15 protein-coding genes are annotated in these 18,423 nt (G+C 57.6%); 12 read left to right on the top strand and 3 right to left on the bottom strand.

The window, feature by feature from the left end; genetic code table 11:
- The first annotated feature begins 136 nt into the window (after positions 1-136).
- Positions 137-940, top strand: coding sequence for an inositol monophosphatase family protein (locus tag CBW65_RS11705; RefSeq protein WP_087456976.1), 804 nt, complete (start codon positions 137-139; stop codon positions 938-940).
- A 49-nt stretch (positions 941-989) separates the two neighbouring features.
- On the opposite strand, the gene CBW65_RS11710 is transcribed toward CBW65_RS11705, so the two are convergent.
- Complete coding sequence (locus CBW65_RS11710) at positions 990-1,598, bottom strand: superoxide dismutase (protein ID WP_087456977.1); 609 nt, start codon at positions 1,596-1,598, stop codon at positions 990-992.
- Between the two features lie 152 nt (positions 1,599-1,750).
- On the bottom strand, positions 1,751-2,344 hold the full coding sequence (locus tag CBW65_RS11715) for a TetR/AcrR family transcriptional regulator (RefSeq protein ID WP_087456978.1): 594 nt from the start codon (positions 2,342-2,344) through the stop codon (positions 1,751-1,753).
- Positions 2,345-2,516: 172 nt separating this feature from the next.
- Between CBW65_RS11715 and CBW65_RS11720 the strand changes: the two genes are divergently transcribed.
- The 8 genes from CBW65_RS11720 (at position 2,517) to CBW65_RS11755 (ending at position 15,430) form a co-directional block, all read left to right on the top strand.
- A complete protein-coding gene (locus CBW65_RS11720; protein WP_087456979.1) occupies positions 2,517-3,839 on the top strand; it encodes a phytoene desaturase family protein in 1,323 nt (440 codons plus the stop codon).
- 260 nt (positions 3,840-4,099) lie between these two features.
- Positions 4,100-5,059 (top strand): tRNA modification radical SAM protein MnmL/YtqA, encoded by a 960-nt coding sequence (locus CBW65_RS11725; RefSeq protein WP_087456980.1) that lies wholly within the window; start codon positions 4,100-4,102, stop codon positions 5,057-5,059.
- Between the two features lie 6 nt (positions 5,060-5,065).
- Positions 5,066-5,641, top strand: coding sequence for a tRNA 5-(aminomethyl)-2-thiouridylate-methyltransferase MnmM (locus CBW65_RS11730; protein WP_087456981.1), 576 nt, complete (start codon positions 5,066-5,068; stop codon positions 5,639-5,641).
- Positions 5,642-5,798: 157 nt separating this feature from the next.
- Positions 5,799-6,350, top strand: a complete 552-nt coding sequence (locus tag CBW65_RS11735) for an RNA polymerase sigma factor (RefSeq protein WP_157721905.1) — start codon at positions 5,799-5,801, stop codon at positions 6,348-6,350.
- Positions 6,347-7,813 carry a hypothetical protein gene (locus CBW65_RS11740; protein WP_087456983.1) on the top strand — a complete coding sequence of 489 codons (1,467 nt, stop codon included), beginning with the start codon at positions 6,347-6,349 and terminating at the stop codon, positions 7,811-7,813. Before CBW65_RS11735 ends, CBW65_RS11740 begins: the two co-directional genes overlap by 4 nt.
- Positions 7,814-7,935: 122 nt before the next feature.
- Positions 7,936-8,376, top strand: a complete 441-nt coding sequence (locus CBW65_RS11745; protein ID WP_087456984.1) for a cupredoxin domain-containing protein — start codon at positions 7,936-7,938, stop codon at positions 8,374-8,376.
- 108 nt (positions 8,377-8,484) lie between these two features.
- Positions 8,485-11,745, top strand: a complete 3,261-nt coding sequence (locus CBW65_RS11750; RefSeq protein ID WP_087456985.1) for a PD-(D/E)XK nuclease family protein — start codon at positions 8,485-8,487, stop codon at positions 11,743-11,745.
- Positions 11,738-15,430 (top strand): UvrD-helicase domain-containing protein, encoded by a 3,693-nt coding sequence (locus tag CBW65_RS11755; protein ID WP_087456986.1) that lies wholly within the window; start codon positions 11,738-11,740, stop codon positions 15,428-15,430. The genes CBW65_RS11750 and CBW65_RS11755 overlap by 8 nt, the downstream gene beginning before the upstream one ends.
- Positions 15,431-15,672: 242 nt before the next feature.
- Here the strand turns inward: CBW65_RS11755 and CBW65_RS11760 are convergent, their stop codons facing one another.
- Entirely contained in the window at positions 15,673-16,782 is a 1,110-nt protein-coding gene (locus CBW65_RS11760) for an aminopeptidase (RefSeq protein ID WP_087459213.1), read from the bottom strand.
- Between the two features lie 166 nt (positions 16,783-16,948).
- Between CBW65_RS11760 and CBW65_RS11765 the strand changes: the two genes are divergently transcribed.
- The 3 genes from CBW65_RS11765 to CBW65_RS24230 all read left to right on the top strand — a co-directional run bounded on the left by CBW65_RS11765 (position 16,949) and on the right by CBW65_RS24230 (position 18,411).
- A complete protein-coding gene (locus CBW65_RS11765; protein WP_087456987.1) occupies positions 16,949-17,245 on the top strand; it encodes a hypothetical protein in 297 nt (98 codons plus the stop codon).
- A gap of 90 nt (positions 17,246-17,335) precedes the next feature.
- Complete coding sequence (locus CBW65_RS11770; RefSeq protein WP_087456988.1) at positions 17,336-18,130, top strand: GTP diphosphokinase; 795 nt, start codon at positions 17,336-17,338, stop codon at positions 18,128-18,130.
- 134 nt (positions 18,131-18,264) lie between these two features.
- The gene (locus CBW65_RS24230; protein ID WP_157721906.1) at positions 18,265-18,411 is read left to right on the top strand and encodes a hypothetical protein; all 147 of its coding nucleotides are present in this window, start codon (positions 18,265-18,267) and stop codon (positions 18,409-18,411) included.
- The last annotated feature ends 12 nt before the right edge of the window (positions 18,412-18,423 follow it).

The raw sequence follows: 18,423 nt of genomic DNA on the forward strand, positions 1-18,423 counted from the left end.
AAACCTCTTTTGCATTTGTAAAAATTTTAGAGTGAGTATTTAAACGTGTTCATGAAAGAATATGAGGTGGTGAATGGTTGGACGAGGTTCATCGATTTCGGTTAAAATATGGAAACGAACAGGGGGGACGAGAGCGATGGAAGCGATCTTGAAACGGGCGCGCGAAGTGGCGTCGGAAGCGGCTGTTGCAGCCGGGAAACTGGCGAAGGAGAAGTTTGACAGCGCGTTTGCGGTGGAAGAGAAAGATGAGCACGGGGATCTCGTCACCGAGGTGGACGGGCTGGCCGAAGCGATCATTTTGGAGCAGATTCGCGGCGCGTTTCCTGACCATGGGATTCGCAGTGAGGAGACGGGCTGGTCGGGCGTGGAAGGCGACTTTTTGTGGCTGGTCGATCCGCTGGACGGGACGAACAACTATGCGATCGGGCTGCCGGTGTATGCGGTGGCGATCACGTTCTTTTACCGCAAGGAAGCGCTGCTTGGCGTGATCTACGACTCGGTGCTGGACAAGCTGTATGTCGCCGAGCGCGGTGGTGGCGCGACATGCAACGGGCAGCCCTTGCGGATCAAGGAGCCCAAGCAGGGCAAGAAGCTGACCTTGGGCTGGATTCAAGGGCATGCCGTGCAAAAAGATCCGCGGGCAATGCGGCTCAAGCACCATCTTGATGAAGTCTCCAAGCGCGTGCTCCGCGTCTGGGCACCGACCTTGGTGTGGTGCATGATGGCACGCGGCGATCTCGATGGCGTGGTGCTGTACAATTCGGAAGGCGATGACTTGTATGCCGGTCTGTTGCTTTTGCAGGAAGCAGGCGGGAAGGTGATCGACTTTGATGGCACGGATTTTGTCGGGATGAATGAGGAGCCGTATATCATCGGCTGTCATCCGGCGAAGCGGGAAGAGTTGCTACAGATCGTAAAGGATGGCATGCAGCAAGACTAAAAAACGCCTCTCCGCATGGAGAGGCGTTTTTTTGCTCAGAAATCAGAAATTACTTCGCTGTTGCGAAGCGCTTGTTGACTTCATCCCAGTTGATCAGGTTGAAGAACGCAGCGATGTAGTCCGGGCGCTTGTTTTGGAACTTGAGGTAGTAGGCATGCTCCCAAACGTCGAGGCCGAGGATCGGGGTCTTGCCTTGCATCAGCGGGTTGTCTTGGTATTCGGTGGTGGTGATTGCCACTTTGCCGCCGTCAACGATCAGCCATGCCCAGCCGGAGCCGAAACGGGTGGTTGCAGCTTTGGTGAACTCAGCTTTGAAGTTGTCGTAGGAACCGAATGCCGCGTTGATCGCGTCAGCGATTTCGCCGGTCGGAGCGCCGCCGCCGTTCGGGGAAAGGATTTCCCAGAACAGGGAGTGGTTCGCATGGCCGCCGCCGTTGTTGCGGACTGCAGTGCGGATGTTTTCCGGAACAGCATCGAGGTTGGAGATCAGCTCTTCGATCGACTTGGAAGCCAGGTCGTCGTGGCCTTCGAGTGCTGCGTTTACATTGTTTACGTAGGTCGCATGGTGACGGTCATGGTGGATCTCCATGGTCATTGCGTCAAAGTGCGGTTCGAGAGCGTCGTTCGCGTACGGAAGTGCCGGCAGTTGGTATGCCATTGGGTGTTACCTCCTATGTAGAAAGAGTTTTTATACATACATATATCTTATCTTAATTAGGTCGGAAAGCCAAGACAAAATTTGGTGATGTGTCTTACTTTCCTCAGACTAGGATACTCGCAGGCAGGGCGGTTCATACATGCCCGGCCGTTTTATTGGTTGAGACCGTTGAACAGGTAGTGGATCTTGGTGGTCAGAATCTCTTCGACCGGCCAGTTGCCTTCCGACAAGACCCAGTCCTGCATGGCGTGCAGGTAGATGTTCTCCAGCATGTCACCGGCGATGATCGGGTCGATCTCTTGCTTGAGCCGTCCTTTCTCTTGTTCCGTTTCCAGAATGTCGGCCATCAGGTTGCGCAGCGCGACCGGGCTCTGCCGCTCGTGGATCATCGCCGTGGGATTGGCGAGGGTGGACTTGACCCAGATCTTGACGAGGTCAAAGCTCTCCTGGTTGGCGGTGAGCGCGATTTTGAACAGGCGCATCACTTTTTCTTCGGCCGACAGCTCACTCAGGTCCCATTCTTCGCGGCGTTCGGTGATCTCGGCGAGGCTGTCCTGCCCCCAGTGGGCTAAGATCGCTTCTTTAGAAGGAAAATGCAAAAAGACGGTGCCGCGCGCCACATCGGCGTGCTCGGCGATCATGTCGATCGTCGTGGCATCGTAGCCGCCTTCCTGAAACAGTTTCATGGCGCTGGTGAAGATTTTGTTGCGCGTCTCTTGTTTTTTGCGCTCTCTGCGGCTGGACATAGGTTCTCCCCCTCTTGATGGTTGCTGCTTGGTTCTATTTTACACCATTTTGGGACTGGACACATATTTCATAGACCTGTAATATAATTGTACTAGGTACATTTTAGACTGAGTTCATTAAAAGTGTGGATATATAAATAGTTCACGTCTCGACTTGGAGGTCGATTTGATTATGAAAAAACGGACGGTAGTGGTGGGCGGCGGTTTGGCAGGTTTGAGCGTGGCGGCGAGGCTGGCGAAGGCGGGGCAGGATGTGACGCTGCTGGAGAAAGCGCCGAAGCTGGGCGGGCGCGCGGTGACGATTCCGCTGAAAGGGTTTGATTTCAACTTTGGAGCGCACGCGATCTACAGCCGGGACTCGTCCTACATTCGCAAGCTGCAGAAGGAATTGCAGCTGAACATCGGCTGGGTGGATTTTGACCCGAAGAAGGCGCGTTACGACCTCGGCCATGAGATGACGGAGATGCCGGCGACGCTGGAAGGCTTGTACAAGACCAAGGTCTTGCCGAAAGGGGCGACCAAGGCGCGGTTTGCCATCGAAGTGGTGAAGACGGTCTGCCTGCTGGAGCGCGGCGAGGAAGGCGTGTCGATCGGCGAGTGGCTGAAGCGCTCGGGCAAACATCAACAGGTGCAGGATTTGATGCTGACCCTGGCGTCGAGCAACTTCTTTACCCAAGAGCCGGAGCGGATTCCGTCGACGGTGTTCTTCAACTACTACCAGCGGCTGTTCCGCACGTCGAAGGCGGTCTCGTACATCGCCGGCGGCTGGGGGTCGCTCGTCTCCGAATTGGAGCGTGTGATCGTGGAGAACGGTTCGAAAGTGATGACGAAAGCAAAGATCGAGCGCGTGCTGTTTGACCAAGGCCGCGTGGTCGGCGTGGAAACGCCGGACGGCGTGATCGAAGGCGATGAATTTGTGTTTGCGGTGCCGCCCAAGGAGCTCGGCAAGATCTTTGCCGAAACGCCGCTGGAACATTCGATCGCGCCGTACCTGCTGCACAAGCCAAACAACGTGCTGGTCTATGACATCGGCCTGACCCAGCGCATCGACACGCCGTACACCTATATTTATGATAAAAATGCCCGCGTGTTTATGACCGATATCTCGGCCTACACGCCATGCACCCCGGAGGGTGGACAGCTGATTCAGGCGGTCGCGTACTTGAAGAGCGAAGAGGTGGGTGACCGCGAGCATGCGGCGATGCGCAAGGAAGCGATCGAGCGGCTGTTTGACAAGCATCTGCCAGGCTGGCGTGACCAGCTGGCGGCGAAGCGCTACACGGAGCGTGCGGCGGCGCAGGAGATCAAGGTGGAAGATGACCAGCAGTTGATGCCGGTGCAGTTCCATGCCTGCTCGAATGCGTATTTTGCCGGCGACTGGGTGCAAGGCGTCGGTCAACTGTCGGAGCTGTCGTTCTCGTCCGGCTATGAGGTAGGCGAACGGATTTTGCGCAAGGACGCGGGCGGCATTCGCTTGATGAGCTGGGCTGTCTAAGGAATTGCAGAAACGAAAAACGCCCTCCACCGGAGACCTCGGTGGGGGCGTTTTTACTTCCCAACATGAAGGGCTAGCTGATTTTCTTGGTGCGTTTTTCCCAGACTTGCATTATGACCCGCTAATCTGTTGTATCATATGTCCTAACGGGCTGTATCGTACCGATAAATCGGCTGGGAAACAGCGGATTTTTCGGGAATGGGGAAGAATGTTACAATAAAGGTTGAATGCTGTGGATTTTTGCAGAAAGGAGTCTGAATATGACTCAACTGACAAAGCAAGAACCGCTCCTGTGGGGCGATAAGCGATATCATACGTGGAATACTCATTTGCGCTCGGTGTTTGGTGAAAAGGTGTTTAAGGTGCCTTTGGACGCCGGGTTTACCTGTCCGAACCGGGACGGGGTGGTGACGACGGGCGGATGCACGTTCTGTTCGGCGCGCGGCTCTGGCGATTTTGCGGGCAACCGCAAGGACGATCTGGTGACGCAGTTTCATGATGTGAAGGAAAAGATGCACCGCAAGTGGCCGAAAGCGAAGTATCTGGGGTATTTTCAGGCCTATACGAATACATACGCTCCGGTGGAGACGCTGCGGGAGTATTATGAGACGATCCTTGAGCAGGAAGACGTGGTTGGGCTGTCGGTGGCGACGCGGCCGGACTGTTTGCCCGATGATGTGGTCGAGTATCTGGGCGAGCTGAACAAACGGACGTTTTTGTGGCTGGAGCTGGGGCTGCAGACGATTCATGAGCAGACGGCCGAGCTGATCAACCGGGCGCATGATTACGGGGTGTATCTGGATGCGGTGGAGCGGCTGCGGAAGCAGGATATCAAGGTCTGCTCGCACATCATTTTGGGCCTGCCGGGCGAGACCGATGAGATGATGATGGAGACGGCACGGGCGGTGGCGCATATGGGCGTGCAGGGGATCAAGATCCACTTGCTGCATCTGCTGAAGTATACGCCGATGGTGAAGCAGTATGAGGAAGGGCTGGTCGAGTTCCTCGATCCGGATCGGTACATCAAGCTGGTCTGCGATATGCTGGAGATCCTCCCGCCCGACATGGTCATCCACCGCCTGACCGGAGACGGCCCACCCGATACCCTGATCGGCCCGCTCTGGTCGCTGGACAAATGGTCGGTGCTCAACGGCATTGATGCCGAGCTGAAGAAAAGGGACTCTTGGCAAGGGAAGTTTTACGTCCCCCAGGATAAATAAACCGATATGATCATTCGGCCGATGTTGCGGTATATGCGAGAACTGCTCTCCGAAGTGCTTGAGCCGGGCGATCTTGCCATCGACGCAACGGTTGGCAAGGGCAGCGACACGCTGTTTTTAGCGGAGCGTGTGGGCGAGAGTGGACAGGTGATCGGCTTTGACGTGCAGGAAACCGCTTTGGAAAAAGCCCGGACCCGGCTCGTGGAGGCGGGGATGCCGGGGCGGGTCGACCTGAAGCTGGAAAGCCACGCCGCGATGCGCGACGCCGTGCCGCGTGACTGGCACGGGCGCGTCAAAGCGGTGACGTTTAATCTTGGCTATCTGCCGGGCGGCGACCCGGAGGTGGTCACGGTGGCGGAATCGACGCTGACCGCCCTCGACGCCGCGCTGGAACTGCTCGCCACCGGCGGCGTGATGACCGTCATGCTCTATTCCGGCCACGAACAGGGCAAGGCGGAGACCCGCGCGGTGCTGGACTGGGCGGAAAGTGTGGAACTGGAACGGGCACATGTTCTGCTCTACCGCTTCCTCAACCAGCAAAACGATCCGCCCGTCTTGATCGCGCTGGAGAAGCGCGGATAGGACTGCCTGTTAGCCAGGCAGTCTTTTTGTTTATCAGAAAAATAAAATTTCGAGAATCGGATTAATTTTTTCGCAAAACCTGTAACAAATTTTGTGAAACCCCCGACTATATCTGTAGATGAGAATGAAATTCAATGGGGGAAGAGGGGAAGGCTCGATGGTGGAACACGATTTTGATGAATGGTACCGTCTCTACCACCGGGACGTTTTTGCCTATATCGGATACCAAGTGCGCTCGCGACAAGACGTCGAAGATATTGCGCAGGAAGTATTCGTCCGCGTTCTGGTCGGCGCCGACCGCTTCCAAGGCCTGGCCGCTCCGAAGACTTGGATTTTGGCGATCGCCCGGCGGGCTGTTGCCGACTGGTATCGGAAAAAGCGGTTTAAGAATTTGTTCTCGCTCTCTGAAGTGCATGACATTGCCAGCGATGAGCTGTCGTTATACGAGCGGGCCGAGCGAAGCGCCAAAGAAGATGCGCTGCGCGATGCTTTGCTCAAGCTCAAGAAGGATGACCGGGATGTGGTGGTGCTGCGGATGATCCATGAGTTCTCCACGGAGGAGACCGCCGCGATTTTTGGCTGGACATCGGCGAAAACGCGCACCAAGCTGCACCGGGCGCTCAAGAAACTGCAAGAGATGCTTGGCGGTGACCCGCTGTTTGAACAGATGGCACGAAAAGCAGCAGAGGAAGGGGTGAGCATGCAATGACGGAACCGCAGTGGGATCATCTCAAGAAGGAACTAAAAGTTATGAAGCCGGAGGAGCATGACAAGCCGGCCGATGCGATGAAGTTTAAGCAGAAAGTTCTGCAGGAATATGACCGGAGAACCCGCGTCGAACAACGCTCGCGCTGGTTGCGGCGGGGGGCGACCGCACTGACGATCGCCGTGGCGGTCTGGTGCGGCTTGCTGGTCACCTCTCCGTTTAGCGATGACGGGCTGATCAAGGTGCCGGAGTGGCAGACGCTCTCCCAGCCCAAGGCCAACCAAGCGGTGCAGAGCCTGGCGCCTTATGATGTGGTCAGCACGTATTTCGACCTGCTCTTGCAGCGGCGGACGGAGGACGCGAAAGGTTTTCTGACCGCGGGCATGAAAAATGAACGCCCGGTGGTCACGCCAAATCTGTCCAATCCGCATATGACCGGGTTTACGATCTATAACGCTTCAAAAGGCGCCGACAAGATCCAGTACAGCGTGCGCGTGTCGTGGGGCTCTCCGGTGGAGAAGGCTTCCAGCGAGGCGTATGAAGTGACCGTCCGCGAAGTGGAAGGCCAGTGGATGATCGCCGATATCAAGCGGGCGGGCGAAGTGGTATTTGACGGATCGGACGGCTTGGAGATCTCGCGGACACAGCGCGGGAAGGAAGAGACGTTTTTGAAAAAATCGGATTGGTCGGAGGAAGGGCAGTGGACGCTGTTTGCTGCCGATCCTTCGTTTACGTCACAACTGGTGTTTGTCGACCCGCAGCCAGCGCCGGTGATCTACAAAGCAGCGATCGGGATGAAACCGCAAAAGCTCGCCGTGCTGCCGGAAGGGACGGCGGGGCAGATTTTGTGGACGGACAGCCACCTGCTGGCGGTAAACTTCACGCCGCAGGGCTCGGAGGAGCATCAGGTGCTGTTCTATGATGCGAATTCTGGGAATTTGCGCGATTCGGGCTGGTTGACCTCGACGCTGCGGGTGCTTGGCGTAAAGGAGATGCAGGCGGTGCATGCGTTGCCCAATGAAAAGATTCGGGTGGCGGCAGGCGACGGGTATTACCTGGTCGATCTGAAGAGCCGCCGGGTGACGCCCGACCATAGTTTAGGGCAAGTCGTGAAAGTGAAATTTGACCTGCAGAATGTGGAGCTGCCGGTCGAGGGGCTGGTCTTCTCGTATCCGGATCGCACACCGGAGTTTTTGGATACGGTCGATGTGATTTCGACCGATCAAAAAGTCGATCTGGCCAAAGAGTCGGGGCTGTATGTGTTTAACGGAAGCCTCGATCACTTCTCGCTGGAAGGGTCGGAACTGCAAGTGTACCTGCAGCATGAAAAAGGACGGGTGCAAGTGGTGGCCGTTCCGTACAGCATGCTGAAGCAGTTTGCGGGCAAGGCGTTTCTGGTAAAAGTGTTTGATGAGGAAGGCAAACTGCTCGGCGATCCGTCTGAGGTCGTTGTGCCAAAGCTGTAAGATTAAAGTCAGAAGACAGCTCCTGAGGGAGCTGTCTTTTTTGTTAGGCGCATTTGGGGGAATTGCAGATGGAAGATGGTGGGATAGTAGGAGCAGAGATTGTTTTGTGAGGAGGTATTTTTATGAAGAAGCTGTTAGTTGGTGCGGGTGTGACGGCTGCTGTGCTGGCCGGGCTGGTGACGGCAGGTGCGGCGGAGACGAAACCTTATTTGCAATCGGCGCATGTGGCCGATGCTTCCGGGCAGAAGCAGGAGTTTTGGATCGTGACCAATGAGATCAAAACGAAACTCGAAAACGGCAAAGAAATCGAAGCCTACCGCTGGGACCCTGGATTCCTGACCGTGGAAAAAGGGAAGCCGGTCACACTGCATTTCTATGGCGTAAAAGGAAAAGCGCACCCGTTCCTGATCGAAGGGCTCGGCGTAAAGGGCAGCGTGGAGAAAGGCAAGACGACCAGCGTCACCTTCACGCCCGAGCAGGCCGGCACGTACCGGGTGGTGTGCCTGACTCACGCAACGGTAGAAGCAAACGGCCCGATGATCGGGTATTTGCGAGTGGAGTAGTTTGGTTGGGAAAGAGGGGCTCTGGGAGCCCCTCTTTTATTTGCCAACAGGGATTCCGGGGGCAGGGAGCGAAGTTTGGGGGACTGAGTCAGAGGAGGGAACGGACGAGTGACGAGTGTACGGGAGATTGTGGCAGGGGCGTTTCATAGTGAGCATCGGAAGGAATGGGCCGGGGCGGTACGGGCGGAGATTGCGGCGGGGCGCGGGGCGTCTTGGCTGTATTTGGTGCCGACTCGGGGACTGGGCGCGGTGGTGCGGGAACTGGCGCTGGACGGGCTTGGCGGGATGGTCGGGGAGCAGGTGCTGACCATTTTTGAAGTCGTCGAACGGGTGCTGAAGGCGGGCGGGAAATCGTATGTGCGGCTGGACACGCTGGGGGCGGAACGACTTGTGGCGAAGGTGCTGCGCGGGATGGATCGGGAATGGAACGGCGCGCAGCTGGCCGAATGGGCACACTCGCCGGGCGTGGTGGCGGCGTTTCGGGAACACATCGCCGAACTGCGCCGCTCGGGCGTAGGGCCGGAAGAGTTGGCGGCGTTTGTGCGCGGCACGGTGCATGAGGAAAACATGACGGTGTTAGCTGAGGTGTACGCGGCGTATGAACGGGAACTGCAGGCCGGGGAGACGGTGCTGCTGGATACGGAGGAGTCGTATCTGGAAGCCGCCCGGATTTTGCAGGATCAGGGGCTGAATGATGTTTTCCCAGACGTGGCGACGCTGTTTGTGGATTCTTATACTGACTTTCTGCCGCATCAGTTGAAGGTACTGGAGCCGCTGTTTGCGATACCCAATGTAAAGATGTATGTGCCTTACCAGGCGAAACGGTGGGCCTGGATGGAGAGTCTGGCCGGGATGATGGAACGGACGATCGCCGAGCTGGCGGAGCGCTTTCAACTGCAGGCGCTCTTTGATGAAACGGAAGCCGAATGTGAGGGCGTGAAGGGTGACTTGCTCGCGGTGCAGGCCGGTCTGTTTGCGCCGCACGCGGAACCTGTTTTTGCTGCGCCTTCTGTACGGGCCTTTGCCGCGCGCACAGAAGAGAAAGAATGGCTGTGGGTGGCCAAGCGGGTGAAAGAACTGCATCACGGCGGCGTGCCGCTGGGGGAGATCGCCGTGCTGTGCAACCGGGAGATCGCGTACGGCAGCGTTGGACACCGCGTGCTGAAACGGGAAGGCATTCCGCTGCGCGTGAATGTGGCGCTGTCCGCCGATGAGGTGCCATGGGTGCGCGATCTGCTGACCCTGTACGGACTGGAAGACGCCGAGTGGCATCGAGACACGTTGCTGCAACTCGCTTCGGCCGAGTGGCTGCTCGGCGAGCATGTCGTGTCGCCTGCTGTTTTGCAAAAGGCGGCCAGGCAGCTTGGCGTGGTGAAAGGCTTGGATGTGTGGAGAGCACGCTTGACGGCAGAGATCCTAGCGAAGGATGCGCGGGGTGCACAAGCAGAAGCGGATGATCTGCAGGCTGTTTTAAAGTGGATCGAGTGGCTTGCGAACCGCGTGGCTGCCGTGCCGGATGTTGCCGATGGCAGTTCGCATGCCGATGCCTTGCGTGCGGTGATGCCGGGGGCGGAGCTGGAGCGGCGCCTGGTGCTGCGCTACCGGGAGCAGGACGGGTATGAGACGGAGCATCTACAGCGGGACTTGCAGGCGCGGGAGAAGATCGAGTTGGCGCTCGGCGCATTAGGGCGTCTGGATGCGGTGTTTGGTGCAGAAGGCGTGTACTCGCGGGCGGAGTTTGTGCAAGTGCTGAAAAGGCATTTGCAAGGCGAAGAGATCATCGTCGAACGCGGAAAACGGGGCGGGGTGCAGGTGCTGAACCCGTCGGCTGCCCGTGGGTTGTCGTTTGCTCATGTGTTTTTTGTCGGGCTCAACGAAGGCGTCTGGCCGACGCCTCCGAAATCGCCTTGGCTGATCAAAGAAGGGCTGCGCGAAGAACTTGCCCAGCAGGTGCCATCATTCTCGCCAAACGTGCAGGTCGATCAGCAAAAGCTGTTTTTCCTGATGGGCCTGCACACCGCACGGGAAGGCGCCTGGCTGTCCTGTGTCGGCGGCTCGAAGCAGGACCTGGCTTCGCGGTACTTGGATGAGCTGCTCGAACTCTGCCCCGGCGTAAAAGCGGAGATGGAAGCGGACGCGTATTTGGGCGGATCGGCTCTATATCCTGCCGAGGCGGGGGAGATCTCCAACCGGCGCGAGGCGCGGGACTGGACGGCAGCGCGGCTGATGGCGGCAGGAGCTGTCGACCTTGTCGAGCCCGGCTTTTGGCTGCAGGTGGTCGAACAGGCGATGAGCGAACGGGAGCGCGCGGAAAGCACGGGAGGTTCCCGCTACGACGGTGTGCTTGGCGACGCTGGAATTCGGACGGCGCTGGGGCAGCGTTTTTCCGAAGAGACGGTGTACAGCGTGTCGCAGTTCAACCGCTATGGGGAGTGCGGCTATAAATTCTACCTGTCGCGCGTGCTGCTCCTCGACGGGGAGCAGGAAGAAACGGAAGAGCTGTCAGCGCTGGAGAAAGGCAACTTGTACCACCGTGTGCTGAATCGCTTGTATCGTCAGGTGACGGCGGAGCAGCGAATGACGCCGGAACTGGTCGAGATGCTGCGCGGGCAGCTGAGCCTGCTTTTTGAAGAAGAATGGAAGCGGGCACAGTCCGTGCGGCTCACCGAAGTCGGGGTGCGGCAGGTGCTGGAAAAAGAGCGTCTGCTGCGCAGATTGACGCAGTGGTTTGAAGTCGAGGCGCAGGCGTGGAATGGAATGGGGCTGCCGATGGCGCCAAAGTATCTGGAATGGGTGTTCGGAATGCAGGCCGGCAAGGGTCATGATCCGAAGTCCCAGACCGAGCCGGTCACGATCGGCAAGCTGAAGTTCCGCGGGCAGATCGACCGCGTCGACGCCACGGCGGACGGGACGTTTATGGTCGTCGACTACAAATCGAAACACACCAAGCAGATGCCCAAAGCGATCGAGCAGGGCCTTGATTTTCAGCTGCCGGTCTATCTAAAGGTGGTCGAGCAGGCTTTGTTCCCGGATGGCACGGCGGCAGGCGCTGCCTATTTTTCCATCGAAAAAGGCGACCGGACGACCAGCGCCCTGGTCAAGGCCGAGTATCTGGACGGCCTTGGCATGGGCAAAAAGCGAACCAAGCTCGATGAAGAAAGCTGGCAGGAACTGCTGACCCACGCTGAGCAGACGCTTGAGCGTTACCGGGGGCAGATGGCCGACGGCGTGTTTGCCGTGCTGCCGGGGGATGAAGCGGTATGTGACTACTGCGAGTACCGAATGGTCTGCCGCTATGACCGCTTGCGTGCCTTGAGCCGAGAAGCAAACGAACAATCTGCAGAGGAAGGAGTGACCGTCGATGAGTGATCCGCGTCCGACCAAAGAGCAGTGGACGGCGATACGAGAAGTAGAAAAAGACCTGTCCGTCTCGGCCGGAGCCGGTGCGGGCAAAACGTGGGTGCTGACCGAGCGCTATACCGCAATGCTCGCCGGGCGGCCGATGGTGCTGCCGCCGCTGGAACTGGAAGCGGAGGAGCTGCACCGCGAGCCGGGCACGCCTGCCCGACCCTATCAGATCGTCGCGATCACCTTTACCAAAGAAGCGGCGGCGGAGATGAAAGCACGGATTCGTGAGCGTCTAAACCGCTGGAAACGCACCGCAGCACCTGACGAGCAGCGGTTGATCGGGCAGCTCAAAGAAGAAGTGGAGCGGGCGGCGATCACGACCATCCACGGCTTCTGCTCCGACCTGCTGCGCCAGTATCCGATCGAGGCGGGCGTCGACCCGCAGTTTCGCGTGCTCGAAGAAAGCGAAGCGCGGATGGCGCTCGACGATGTGTTACGCGAAGTGCTCGACGCCGGACTGGCAGCCGAAGACGGGGCGGTGATCCGCCTCGTGACCGAATACGGCTACGAGCAACTGGTCGAGCACCTGGGACGCTTTTACCAAAGCGTACGCGAGCAGACAGAAGACTTCCACGGGATGGCTCAGCACTCGCTTGCGAAGCTTAACGAGCTTTCCAACGGGCTGGAGATGGACGTACAGCTCCTCACCGCTTGTCTGGCACGCCTTTCCGCCATCGACCTGTCCCAAAAAGACACCTCAAAAGGCTCGGCAAAACGCGGCGCAGAGCTGCAGGCCGCCTATCCCGCCATCGCGTCCACACTCGAAGCGTGGCAAGCGTCCGGGCTCCGCTATCAGGCGGAGGTCGCCGAACTGCTGAGCGGTCTCCTCAACGGCTGGGGCGTGCTGGTCAAAGAGCTGAAAGCGGACGTCAACGACCTAAAAGCGATCATCGGGCGCATCGTCGGCCAACTCGTGCCAGGTGGCATGCTCGACGTCGTGCAAGACGCAAGCGCCGTGCTGCAGCTCGTGCATCAATCCTTCACCGAGCGCAAGCGGCAAGAGCGCGGCGTCGACTTTACCGATTTGCAAAACCGGGCTGTGCAACTGCTGCAGCACCCGGTCGTTGGCAAAGCGATCGCTGGGCGACTGCGCTTCCTGATGGTCGACGAATTCCAAGATACCAACCCTGTACAAAAAGGGCTGCTCGACGCGTTGACAGCGAGCAACCCCGACCTAAAACTGTTTGTCGTCGGCGATGCCAAACAGTCGATCTACCGTTTTCGCGGCGCAGATCTCGAAGTTTTTCTTGCCACGCAAGCCGAAGTGCTGACCCGCGACGGCGAACATGTGCCGTTGGCGCATAACTTCCGCACGCAGCAGCCCGTGATCGATTTTGTAAACCGCTTGTTCGAGCGCCTGATGCCCGTGCAGGCGGACGGCCCGCGTTATGCCACCCAATACGAGCCGATGGTGGCGACGCGCCCGCCCGCACACGACCGCCACATGGTCGAGATCCTGCACCTTTCCGCCGCCGAAGACGCGGCGAAAAGCAAGCTCAAAGAAGCGCAAGCCATCGCCCGCCGCATCCAAGAGATGGTCGGGCAAGAACTGCTCGTGCCGGGCGAGGAGGGACTTCGTCCCGTGCAGTACCGGGATGTGACCTTGCTCTTCTCGGCGATGACGCACCTCTCCTACTACGAGTACGCCCTGCAGGAGCAGGGGATCCCCTACTACATCATCGGTTCGCGGCACTTCTTCCGCCGTCAGGAAGTATGGGACCTCGTGCAGCTCCTGCAAGCGGTCGTCGATGAGCGCGATGTGATTGCGCTCATCGGAGCGCTCCGTTCGCCCTTGTTTGGCGTGTCCGACGAAGCGTTGTATTGGCTGGGCAAGCCCGGCTTGCAGCGGAGCCAATTTTCCCATTCCGAAAATTGGCCCCGGATCGCCGGCGATGACCAGGAGAAATTGCAGCGGGCAGAGCGCCTGCTGGCGGCTTGGCGTTCCGAAAAAGCGTTCCTGACAGCCGGAGAACTGCTCTCGCGGATCCTAGAGCAGACCGGTTACGAGCAGGCCTTGCTCCTGACCTTCGGCGGCAACCAAAAAGTCGGCAACGTGCGCAAACTGCTCGAGCTCGCGCACGAGCAAGCGCCCGAGCGGGCAGGGGTGTTGCCGTTCTTGCAGTACTTGCAACTGATGGTCGACGAAAGCGTCGACGAAGCGGACGCGCAGGTCGAGTCCGACCAAAGCGACGTCGTCAAAATCATGACCGTGCACAAATCCAAAGGTCTGGAGTTCCCGATCGTGATCCTGCCTGACATGGCGCGAGAATTCAACGTGCGCAGCGAAGGCAAGTTCCGTTACGACCCTGCCTACGGACTCGTGCCGACCTTCACCGAGCACGAGTCGTGGAACGACATGGGATATGCGCCCAAGCTCCGCGAAATCGACCGCAGCAAAGCGGTCGAAGAAGAGCGCCGCAAACTGTACGTCGCGATGACCCGAGCCCGCGACTACCTGCTGCTCGTCGCCACAAGAGAAGCGCCGAAAAAAGCGATGACCCTCGACAACAGCCGCTGGTTCGACTGGCTCGTCGCGACCATCGCCGATGGCGATTTGTCAAAAATGGCCGGCACACTCCTCGCGGAGTGGCCGGAAGTAAAGTGGTCTTCCGAAACAGCGGGCGACTCGCCCGAGCCGATGCTGCCAACACAGCCCAAAAAACACGACCCTACAGCAGTGCTCACCGAGATCACAGCCGCCTGGCGCGAGGTCGCTGCGGCGGGGGCAGGAGCGATGGAGCATCTGACCAACCAGATGCCGCCCTTGCACCATGCCTTCCCATTCACACAGCCCTTGCAGCCGGACAGCACCCAGGGGATCTTACTATCCGTGTCAGCCTTGCTAACCTATCTCGCGTGCCCAAGGCAGTACTACTACCGCTACGGCCTGCGCCTCCCGGAGTTAACAGACGAGGAGCCCCAGTCCCAACCGGAGCAAATCATGGCCCCCGACGAGCGTGATCGCACGCAGCTAGCCGCCACCGAGCGCGGCACGCTCGTGCATCGAGTCCTCGAGTGGCTCCAAGAGCCCGCCGAGGCGGATGATCTCATCCGCCGTGCGCTCGCCGAGCAAAGCATCGTCGGCCAAGAGGCCGAGCAGCATCTGCCTGCACTGCGTGCAGATGTAAACACCTATCTGCAAAGCCCTTTGTTCCGCGAAGTGCAAAGCGCGGCTGAAACAAAAAGCGAGCTCATGTTCCGCCTCACCCTCGGCCCCCACGAAATCACCGGGGTCCTAGACAAAGTGATCCGCAAGGCCGACGACACGGCCGTCGTCATCGACTACAAAACCAACCGCATCACCCAGCGCTCCATCCAAAAAACGACCGAGCACTACACGCCGCAACTCCAGCTCTACACGCTCGTCGCCAAGCACCTCCTCAACTGGAACGTAGCACGTTCCGTGCTCTATTTCACGGCGCTGGGGACAGAGTCCCAAGTTCCGATCCAAGACACCGATCTCAAAAAGACAGAGGAGACGATCCGCCAAGCCCTCGATCACATCGCCACCCACGACCGAGAAGCGGACTACACCCAAGCCACCAGCGACAGCCCCTGCCGCCACTGCGGCTACCTCCTCCTCTGCAAAGGTGTGCCGAGTCTCTCCGACGAAGCTCCTGCAACCGAGCAACTAACGCTCTTCTAATCTTTTTGCCTTTGCCCTTGCCTTTGTATTTGCCTTCTAACTCCCTTAGGCGGCCTGACTTCCTCGGGGGAGGGCGGGATATGCGGAAGTGGTGATCTTTGAATCTTTACCCTTCCGCTAAAAAGGTTTTACTCAATAAAAGGGTGAAGATGAAACGTGAACCCGGAGCATGTCCCGCCCGGACCCGACCACCCAACCAACACAGACCACAAAAAAAGCCCCTCCACCGGAGGGGCCCTTCCTTAAACCAAATTCTCCGGATTAAGCGCCTCCAACTCCGGCACCACAAACCGTCCATCCTTCCGAATCAAAACACCGTCAAACCAAATCTCCCCACCGCCATACTCCGGACGTTGAATATTCACAATATCCCAATGAATCACCGACTTATTCCCATTAAACGCATTGTCATAACACTGCCCCGGCGTAAAATGGAACGACCCGTCGATCTTCTCATCAAACAAAGTATCCAGCATCGGATGCTTAATAAACGGGTTAAACGCAATCGAAAACTCCCCAATATACCGCGCACCCTCATCCGAATCCAAAATCTTGTTAATGCGCTCATTATCATTCGAAGTCGCCTCAACAATCTTCCCATCCTCAAACACAAACCGTACATTCTCAAACGTAAAGCCCTGATAATTCGTCGCCGCATTAAACGAAATCACGCCATTCACCGAATCGCGCACCGGAGCCGAATACACCTCGCCATCCGGAATGTTCACATGCCCGTCGCACTTCACCGACGGAATGCCGGCCATCGAGAACGACAAATCCGTCCCCGGCCCGACCAGCCGCACCTTATCCGTCCGATCCATCAGTTCCTTCAGCGCATCCATCGCCTTTGACATCTTGGCGTAGTCCAGCGTGCAAACATTAAAATAAAACTCCTCAAACGCTTCCGTACTCATATTCGCCGACTGAGCAAACGCATCGGTCGGATAACGCAGCGTCACCCACCGGCAGCCCATAATCTTCGGCCCGGTCTGGCTGCGATAGACCTTATTGTACAAGTCCATCTTCTCAGCAGGCACATCCGACAACTGCGAAATATTATTCCCGCCGCGAATCCCAATCCAGCAGTCCATCTTATCCAAATGAGCCGCTTCACTCTCGCCCCACACGCGCAGCTGTTCTTCGGTCGCGTTCATCAGCAACTGACGCTGCACCTCATTATGGCGTACCGTCACAAACGGATTGCCTCCAGCCTTATGTACCGCCTTTACAACTTCCTTCACCAAAGCCATATCAATTTCCGTCACATCAATATGCACATTCTCACCAGGTTGCACATTCGTCGAAAAATTCACCAGCGTCTCAGCCAACTTCGTCATTCTCGGATCGAGCATCATTCCGCCTACTTTCTCTGCACAGTTTTGTTATAGATATCACTTCAAGGCCAGCCAGCGAAATCCTTCACCGAATTCCATCATTAAAATCCCGCATCGAAAATGCTTTCCAAATGTGCTATCATCTCTTGTAGAAAAGCTAGTCCCGAAGGAGGCACCACAACCTATGAACTACCCGGAATACTTGACCGCCATTCAGTCCATTCTGATCGAATACATGCCCAACGAAACTGTCCTCACCGCCGAATACGCCGACCTGATGGGCGCGCGCCTGCTGGAGACAGACATCCAGAACCCCAACAACTCCAAAAAAGGCTACCACCAGACCGTCGCCGTCTTCAAAGACCGCGGCGTGTGGACTCCGGTGACCCTGCACTGGCAGACCAACGAAGCAGGCCGCATCCAGTATGCCCGCGTACATACGCCATCCTTCATCAAAGAATATGGCCAAGAGCGCTTCTAGTCGAATCTTGTCTATCATTTCTCTGCATGAAACGAGGTTGGTTCCACATAACTTAGCTTTGTAATGTCGCAAGTGAAGGGGGCGTCCCGAGTGTACGGACGTGATTGGGAGACGTTCTTGATACCTTATGAACAGGCAGTCGAAGAACTCAAAGTCAAACTGCGCTCCTTGCGCTCCGAGCTGAAGCGCAAAGAAGAGTATACACCGATCGAATTTGTGACCGGACGCGTCAAAAAAGTGTCCAGCATCATCGAGAAGGCGAAGTTTCTCAACATCCCGCTCGAAGAGGTCGAAAAAGTCCCTGACATCGCCGGCCTGCGCATCATGTGCCAGTTCGTCGAAGATATGCACCGCGTCGCGGAGCACCTGCGCAACCGCAAAGACATGGTCGTAGTCGAAGAGCGCGACTACGTGACCAACCGCAAGCCAAGCGGATACCGTTCCTACCACTTCATCGTCAGCTACCCGGTGCAGACCGCAGACGGAGAGCTCGAACTGCTCGCCGAGATCCAGATCCGCACCTTGGCGATGAACTTCTGGGCGACGATCGAGCATTCCCTGAACTACAAATACCGCGGCAACATCCCGGAAAAAGTCCGCCAGCGCCTCGTCGCCGCAGCCGAGGCGTCCTTTCATCTCGACAACGAGATGTCGGGGATCCGCGAAGAGATCCTCGAAGCGCAGATCCTGTTCGAAACCAAATCAAACACCGTAGAAGACATCCTGCGCAACCTCGAAAAGCTGATCGTCTCCGGCCATGTCGAGATGGCAGCCGAGTTCCACCAGCGCTTCCACGACACACAAAGCGAAGACATCGGCAAACTGCAGCGGCTCGCCGAAGAGATCAAAGACAAACTCAACCAACTGCACGACGGAACATCCTGAAAAAAGGGCATGCCTGGCATGTCCTTTTTTCATTTTCCAAGAAACTCAGCAGGGCTTCTACGCGTCTTGATACATGAATACACATTTTGAGAATCGGAAAAAACAGAGGTGTCGCAGAGATGAGAGGTCCCGGAGTGAAAGTGTTCCTCATCGCCATGCTGCTCGGATTCGCCACAGGAGATTTCGTCATGGCCGAGGAACCCCAGTCACAGCAAACGAACGGTACAAATCTGACGGTGCAAACGGAAGCAGGGCAGGCAGCAGCAACCGAAGCGGAGTAAAAAACAGAGGAG

It is taken from the genome of Tumebacillus avium (genome assembly GCF_002162355.1).
GTDB lineage: Bacteria > Bacillota > Bacilli > Tumebacillales > Tumebacillaceae > Tumebacillus_A > Tumebacillus_A avium.

What these genes read in the sequence shown, in the direction of transcription:
- CBW65_RS11720 (WP_087456979.1), top strand. Translation starts at nt 2,517, where the DNA reads ATGAAAAAACGGACGGTAGTGGTGGGCGGCGGTTTGGCAGGTTTGAGC.
- CBW65_RS11705 (WP_087456976.1), top strand. Translation starts at nt 137, where the DNA reads ATGGAAGCGATCTTGAAACGGGCGCGCGAAGTGGCGTCGGAAGCGGCT.
- CBW65_RS11715 (WP_087456978.1), bottom strand. Translation starts at nt 2,344, where the DNA reads ATGTCCAGCCGCAGAGAGCGCAAAAAACAAGAGACGCGCAACAAAATC.
- CBW65_RS11730 (WP_087456981.1), top strand. Translation starts at nt 5,066, where the DNA reads ATGATCATTCGGCCGATGTTGCGGTATATGCGAGAACTGCTCTCCGAA.
- CBW65_RS11760 (WP_087459213.1), bottom strand. Translation starts at nt 16,782, where the DNA reads ATGCTCGATCCGAGAATGACGAAGTTGGCTGAGACGCTGGTGAATTTT.
- CBW65_RS11740 (WP_087456983.1), top strand. Translation starts at nt 6,347, where the DNA reads ATGACGGAACCGCAGTGGGATCATCTCAAGAAGGAACTAAAAGTTATG.
- CBW65_RS11735 (WP_157721905.1), top strand. Translation starts at nt 5,799, where the DNA reads ATGGTGGAACACGATTTTGATGAATGGTACCGTCTCTACCACCGGGAC.
- CBW65_RS11755 (WP_087456986.1), top strand. Translation starts at nt 11,738, where the DNA reads ATGAGTGATCCGCGTCCGACCAAAGAGCAGTGGACGGCGATACGAGAA.
- CBW65_RS11710 (WP_087456977.1), bottom strand. Translation starts at nt 1,598, where the DNA reads ATGGCATACCAACTGCCGGCACTTCCGTACGCGAACGACGCTCTCGAA.
- CBW65_RS11725 (WP_087456980.1), top strand. Translation starts at nt 4,100, where the DNA reads ATGACTCAACTGACAAAGCAAGAACCGCTCCTGTGGGGCGATAAGCGA.
- CBW65_RS11765 (WP_087456987.1), top strand. Translation starts at nt 16,949, where the DNA reads ATGAACTACCCGGAATACTTGACCGCCATTCAGTCCATTCTGATCGAA.
- CBW65_RS11745 (WP_087456984.1), top strand. Translation starts at nt 7,936, where the DNA reads ATGAAGAAGCTGTTAGTTGGTGCGGGTGTGACGGCTGCTGTGCTGGCC.